This is a genomic window from Arthrobacter agilis, from assembly GCF_002953615.1.
Lineage (GTDB): Bacteria > Actinomycetota > Actinomycetes > Actinomycetales > Micrococcaceae > Arthrobacter_D > Arthrobacter_D agilis_B.
This window is the reverse complement of sequence record NZ_CP024915.1, coordinates 3,044,305-3,049,952: the sequence shown is the minus strand read 5'-3', so window position 1 is coordinate 3,049,952 and position 5,648 is coordinate 3,044,305. Positions and strand designations below refer to the sequence as shown.

Below are 5,648 nucleotides of genomic sequence, written 5' to 3'. Positions count from 1 at the left end.
ATCCGTGTCGACCACTGGGCGTCGCCGACCCGCCACTCGCAGGCGGCGCACGCCCACCCCGACGCGTACCGCACGCCGAGCCGCGAGCCGCAGGCCGCGCAGGCGCCCGGCAGCAGGTCCGTGGTGCCGTACTCGGCGCCGACCCACTCCGCGACCAGCGCCGCATGCGTCGGGCAGACGGGGAACGGTCCGTCGCCCGCGGCACGACCGCAGGAGCCTCCGTCACCGTCGGGGAGCACGCAGCCGCGGGTGCCTGACGGGGGTTCGACCATGCCTTCGATCCTTCCTCCCGCCGTGCCCGGCTGCAACCCGGATGCCGCCGGTCGGGCTCCGAACCTGCTGGAGGATGGCGGCAGGAGGTTCCGACGGCGGCGGCTCCCACCGAGCTGGCAGAATGGGGTGAGTGACTTCCACCGAGCGCGTTGCAGAGATCGACCTCGATGCCCTGCGGCACAACATCCGGCACCTGCGCGACGTCGCCCACCCCGCACGGGTCATGGCCGTCGTGAAGGCGAACGCCTACGGCCACGGTGCGGTGCCGGTGGCGCGCGCCGCGCTCGAGGCCGGTGCCGCATGGCTCGGTGTAGCCCACATCAGCGAGGGCGTCGCACTGCGCAGGGCCGGCATCGAGGCGCCGATCCTGACCTGGCTGCACACCGCAGGGACCGACTTCACCGCAGGCGTCGAACACGGGCTCGACCTCGGGATCTCGGGCTGGGAGCTCGAGCGGGTGGTCGCCGCGGCGCGTGAACTCGAGCGCCCCGCCATCGTGCACCTGAAGATCGACACGGGCCTGGGCCGCAACGGATGTCCGCCGGAGAAGTGGGACGCCCTGCTCAGCAGGGCGGTGGCACACCAGGAGGAAGGGCTGATCCGCGTTGTCGGGATCTTCTCCCACCTCGCCGTGGCGGACGAGCCCGCCCGACCGGAGACGGACCTGCAGGTCCAGGCGTTCCGGGAGGCCGTCGCCGCCGCGGAGAACGCGGGGATCGATGTGGAGGTGCGGCACCTGGCGAACACACCGGCGACGTTCTCCCGGCCCGACTGCCACTTCGACCTGGTGCGCGTGGGCCTCGGCATCTACGGGCTCTCGCCCTTCTCCGACCAGGACTCCGCAGACCTCGGACTGCGGCCCGTCATGACCTTCAGCACCACCGTCTCGAACTGCAAGGAAGTGCCCGCCGGGCAGGGCGTGTCCTACGGCTACGCCTACCGCACGCAGAAACCCACCACGCTCGGGCTGATCCCCGTCGGTTACGGGGACGGTGTTCCACGCATCGCCACCGGCGCCCCGGTGCTCGTCGGCGGCCGGATGTACCCGGTGGTCGGCCGGATCGCGATGGACCAGCTCGTCATCGACTTCGGCACCACGGGCATCGCCGACGCACCGGACGGTCCGCTGGGCAAGCGCGCCGTGCTGTTCGGCGGAGCCGGTTCCCCGGCCGTCGAGGACTGGGCCGCTGCCGCACAGACCATCAACTACGAGGTGGTGACCCGGATCAGCGACCGCGTGGAGCGGATCTACCTGGACCCGGGGAAGGGGAGCGCGGGCGATGACGCCGACGCCTGACTGGACGGCGTCCTACGACGTCGGCTCGGCCACCGAACTGCAGGCACTCGCCGCGGCCCTCGCGCCGCAGCTCCGACCGGGTGACCTGCTGGTCCTCTCGGGTGAGCTCGGCGCCGGCAAGACGACCTTCACGCAGGGGCTCGGGCGGGGCCTCGCGGTCGAGGACCGCATCATCTCGCCGACCTTCGTGCTCGTCCGCCAGCACTCCTCGAGGGGCGACGGCCCGGGCCTCATCCACGTGGACGCGTACCGGCTCGAGAGTGCGGCGGCGGTCGACGACCTGGACCTCGAGGCCACCATGGCCGCCAACGTCACGGTCATCGAGTGGGGGGCCGGCCGCGTGGAGCACCTGAGCGACAGCTGGCTCCGGGTGGACATCGCACGGCCGCTCGGCGGAACCGGGCCCACGGCAGCAGACGGGGAATGGGTCACCGTGTTCGACGACGACGGCGTGGACGAGGTGCGCACCGTCACCCTCACCGGCGTGGGGCCACGGTGGACCGGACAGCAGCCCGGACTCCCGCTCGACTAGGCTGGACCGGTGCTTCTCCTCGCCATCGACACCTCCGCCGCGGCCACGGTCGCGCTCCTGCGGGACGACGTCGTCGTCGGCCGGTTCGGCAGCTCCGACACCCGGTCGCACGCCGAGGTCCTCGCTCCCGCGGTGCAGCGCATCCTCGACGATGCCGGCGTCGCGGGCACGGAACTCGACGCCGTCGTCGCGGGCGTGGGGCCGGGCCCGTTCACCGGGCTGCGGGCGGGGCTCGTCACGGCCCGCACGCTCGGCTTCGTCTGGGACGTACCCCTCCACGGCGTCATGAGCCTCGACGCCCTGGCCCTCGACGCCGCAGCGGGCGGAGTCCTCCCGGCCGGGAGGAGATTCCTCGTCGGGACGGACGCGCGGCGCGGCGAGGTCTACTGGGCCGAGTACGGCATGCCGACGGACGGCGGGAGCCTGCCCGAACTCCTCGACGGCCCCCACGTCGGTGCCGCCGCCGACCTGCCCGAGGGGCTGCCGCTCGTGGGCCGGGCAGCGGGGCTCTACCCGGACGACGTCGACGGCGTCCCGGCCTTCGCGTCGTCCGACCCGGACGCGGCCGCGCTCGGTCGCGTGGCCCGCCTGCGCCTCCTCGCCGGACAGGACCTCCGGGACACCTCTCCGCTCTATCTGCGGGAGTCCGACGCACGGGTGCCCGGGCCGCGGAAGCGGGCGACGGCGTGAGGTACACAATGCGGGACCTGACGTTCGAGGACATCGAGACGATCGGCGGGCTGGAGGAAGAGCTCTTCCCGGCCGACGCCTGGCCCATCGAGATGTTCTACTCCGAGTTCTTCCAACCGGACACACGGCGCTACATCGTGGCGGAGGTGGACGGCGAGGCCGTGGGATACGCGGGCCTCATGGTCCTCGCCACGACGGCCGACATCCAGACCATCGGCGTGCTGCCCCGCTTCGAGGGCCAGGGCATCGGCCGGGCCCTGCTCACCGAGCTGCTCGACGAAGCCCGGCGGCGGGGCGCCGACAACGTGATGCTCGAGGTGCGGGCGGACAACCCGCGTGCGCAGCAGCTGTACACGCGCTTCGGTTTCGCGCGGATCCACACGCGGAAGAGGTACTACCGCGACGGCGTCGACGCCTGGGTCATGAGGCTCGCACTGGCCACCGAGGACGGGGAGACACCGTGACGACCGCAGAACCGCTGATCCTCGGCATCGAGTCGTCCTGCGACGAGACCGGTGTCGGGATCGTCCGCGGCACCCGCCTCCTGACCAACACCGTGTCCTCCTCCATGGACGAGCACGTGCGCTTCGGCGGCGTCATCCCCGAGATCGCCTCGCGGGCGCACCTCGAGGCCTTCGTGCCGACACTGCGGTCCGCGCTCGACGACGCCGGCGTCACCCTCGACGAGCTCGATGCCATCGCGGTCACGGCCGGCCCGGGACTCTCGGGCGCGCTGATGGTGGGTGTGTCCGCAGCGAAGGCGCTCGCCGTCGCGACCGGCAAGCCGCTCTACGCGATCAACCACCTGGTGGCGCACGTCGGCGTCGGCATGCTCGGCGGCACCTTCGCCGACGGGCTGCCGCCGAACCTCGGAGCGCTGCTCGTGTCCGGTGGCCACACGGAGATCCTCCGCGTGGGACACATCGCGAACGACGTCGAGCTGCTGGGCTCGACCATCGACGACGCCGCTGGCGAGGCGTACGACAAGACCGCGCGCATCCTGGGCCTCGGGTATCCGGGCGGACCCGCCATCGACCGGCTGGCGGCGGAGGGCGACCCGAAAGCCATCCGCTTCCCCCGCGGGCTCTCGCAACCCAAGTACATGGGAACGGCCGAGGAACCCGGCCCGCACCGCTACGACTGGTCCTTCAGCGGGCTCAAGACGGCGGTCGCCCGCGCCGTGGAGCAGTACGAGGCAGCAGGGCTGGACGTCCCCGTCGCCGACATCGCCGCGTCCTTCCAGGAGGCCGTGGTGGACATCATCACCTCGAAGGCCGTCCTCGCGTGCCGGGAGCACGGCATCACGAACCTCCTGCTGGGCGGTGGAGTCGCAGCGAACCGGCGGCTCCGGGACCTGACGCGGGAGCGGTGCACGGCTGCGGGCATCACGCTCACCGTCCCGGCGCCGTCGCTCTGCACCGACAACGGTGCGATGGTCGCGGCCCTCGGTGCGCAGATCGTGATGGCCGGCGGGGCGCCGAGCGGGATCGCCTTCGGGACCGATCCCTCGCTCCCCGTCACGAGTATCGTCCTCCCCGGAGCCTGAGGGCGGCAGGTCCGGCCCGCGACCGGTCGGAACACCGGACGACAAAGAGTCATCGTGTGCGTATGTCTGCACGTATAGTGGAGTCTCCGTCCCCGACGAAACGGCCTCTCATCATGCTCTCCGTCCTGCGTTCCACCTCATACCGGAATCTGTTCACCGCCCAGGTGGTGGCGCTCCTCGGCACCGGGCTGCTCACCGTGGCGCTCGGACTGCTGGCCTTCGACCTGGCCGGAGAACGGGCGGGCGCAGTGCTCGGCACGGCCCTCACCATCAAGATGATTGCGTACGTCGTCGTGGCTCCCGTCATGGCCGCGGTGGTCGAACGCCTGCCCCGCAAGGTGGTCCTCGTCGCCGCGGACGGGGTGCGTGCCATGGTCGCCCTCAGCCTTCCCTTCCTCGACCAGATCTGGCAGGTCTACGTCCTGGTCTTTCTCCTCCAGTCGGCCTCTGCGACCTTCACGCCGGCGTTCCAGGCCCTGATCCCGCTGGTCCTGCCGGCCGAGAAGGACTACACCAGGGCGCTCTCGCTGTCGCGGCTCGCGTACGACGTCGAATCCCTCGTCAGCCCGCTGCTCGCTGCGGCACTGCTGTCCGTGCTCTCGTACTCGGACCTGTTCCTCGGGACGATGCTCGGGTTCCTGGCCTCCGCGCTCATGGTCCTCGTCACGCGCCTGCCGGCGATCCCGGCGGTCGCCGGTCAGGGCTCGCTGCTGCACCGCACCACGCTGGGCACGCGGATCTTCCTGCGGGAGCCGAGCCTGCGCGGCCTGCTGGCGCTGAACCTCGTCGTCGCCGCGGCCACGGCCCTGGTCCTGGTGAACACCGTGGTGTACGCACGGGACCTGTTCGCGGGCACCAACACCGACGTCGCCCTGGCCCTGGCCGTCTACGGGGCGGGCTCCATGCTCGTGGCGTTCGCGGCCCCTCGGGTCCTCGAGGGCATCTCCGACCGTACGTTCATGCTGATCGGCGCGGCCATCCTGCCCGCCGGTGTCCTGGCTGCCGCGGTCGTGGCGGGCTCCGGCTCGCCGTGGTGGGTCTTCCTGGCGCTCTGGGCGGTCCTGGGCGTCGGGACCTCCATGATCAGCACGCCCTCCTCGAGGCTGCTGCGGCGTGTCGCCACCGATGCCACGAGGGGATCTCTCTTCACGGCGCAGTTCTCGCTCAGCCACGCCTGCTTCATGCTGACCTATCCGATCGCGGGCTGGATCGGCGCAGCGGCGGGACAGCCGGCGGCCGCTCTCTGCCTCGCCGTGCTGGCCGCCGGCGGGACCGTCGCCGCCCTGGTGTCGTGGCCCGCTGCCGCGACC

6 protein-coding genes and 1 pseudogene are annotated in these 5,648 nt (G+C 71.9%); 6 read left to right on the top strand and 1 reads right to left on the bottom strand.

Features of this window, described 5'->3' with window-relative positions; all coding sequences use genetic code 11:
- Positions 1-272, bottom strand: a pseudogene (locus CVO76_RS14870) (hypothetical protein); the annotation flags it as partial.
- 131 nt (positions 273-403) lie between these two features.
- On the opposite strand from CVO76_RS14870, the gene alr reads away from it, so the two are divergent.
- From alr to CVO76_RS14840, 6 genes are all read left to right on the top strand, one after another.
- Positions 404-1,570: an alanine racemase gene (gene alr, locus CVO76_RS14865; RefSeq protein WP_208739946.1), complete on the top strand. Its 1,167-nt coding sequence runs from the start codon at positions 404-406 to the stop codon at positions 1,568-1,570.
- Positions 1,554-2,102 (top strand): tRNA (adenosine(37)-N6)-threonylcarbamoyltransferase complex ATPase subunit type 1 TsaE, encoded by a 549-nt coding sequence (gene tsaE, locus CVO76_RS14860; RefSeq protein ID WP_208739945.1) that lies wholly within the window; start codon positions 1,554-1,556, stop codon positions 2,100-2,102. The genes alr and tsaE overlap by 17 nt, the downstream gene beginning before the upstream one ends.
- A gap of 9 nt (positions 2,103-2,111) precedes the next feature.
- Positions 2,112-2,792: a tRNA (adenosine(37)-N6)-threonylcarbamoyltransferase complex dimerization subunit type 1 TsaB gene (gene tsaB, locus CVO76_RS14855; RefSeq protein WP_208739944.1), complete on the top strand. Its 681-nt coding sequence runs from the start codon at positions 2,112-2,114 to the stop codon at positions 2,790-2,792.
- An 8-nt stretch (positions 2,793-2,800) separates the two neighbouring features.
- Positions 2,801-3,256, top strand: a complete 456-nt coding sequence (rimI, locus tag CVO76_RS14850) for a ribosomal protein S18-alanine N-acetyltransferase (RefSeq protein ID WP_208739943.1) — start codon at positions 2,801-2,803, stop codon at positions 3,254-3,256.
- A complete protein-coding gene (gene tsaD / locus CVO76_RS14845; protein ID WP_133082462.1) occupies positions 3,253-4,338 on the top strand; it encodes a tRNA (adenosine(37)-N6)-threonylcarbamoyltransferase complex transferase subunit TsaD in 1,086 nt (361 codons plus the stop codon). The genes rimI and tsaD overlap by 4 nt, the downstream gene beginning before the upstream one ends.
- 113 nt (positions 4,339-4,451) lie before the next feature.
- The coding region (locus tag CVO76_RS14840; protein ID WP_208741845.1) for an MFS transporter at positions 4,452-5,648 on the top strand (1,197 nt) is incomplete at its 3' end.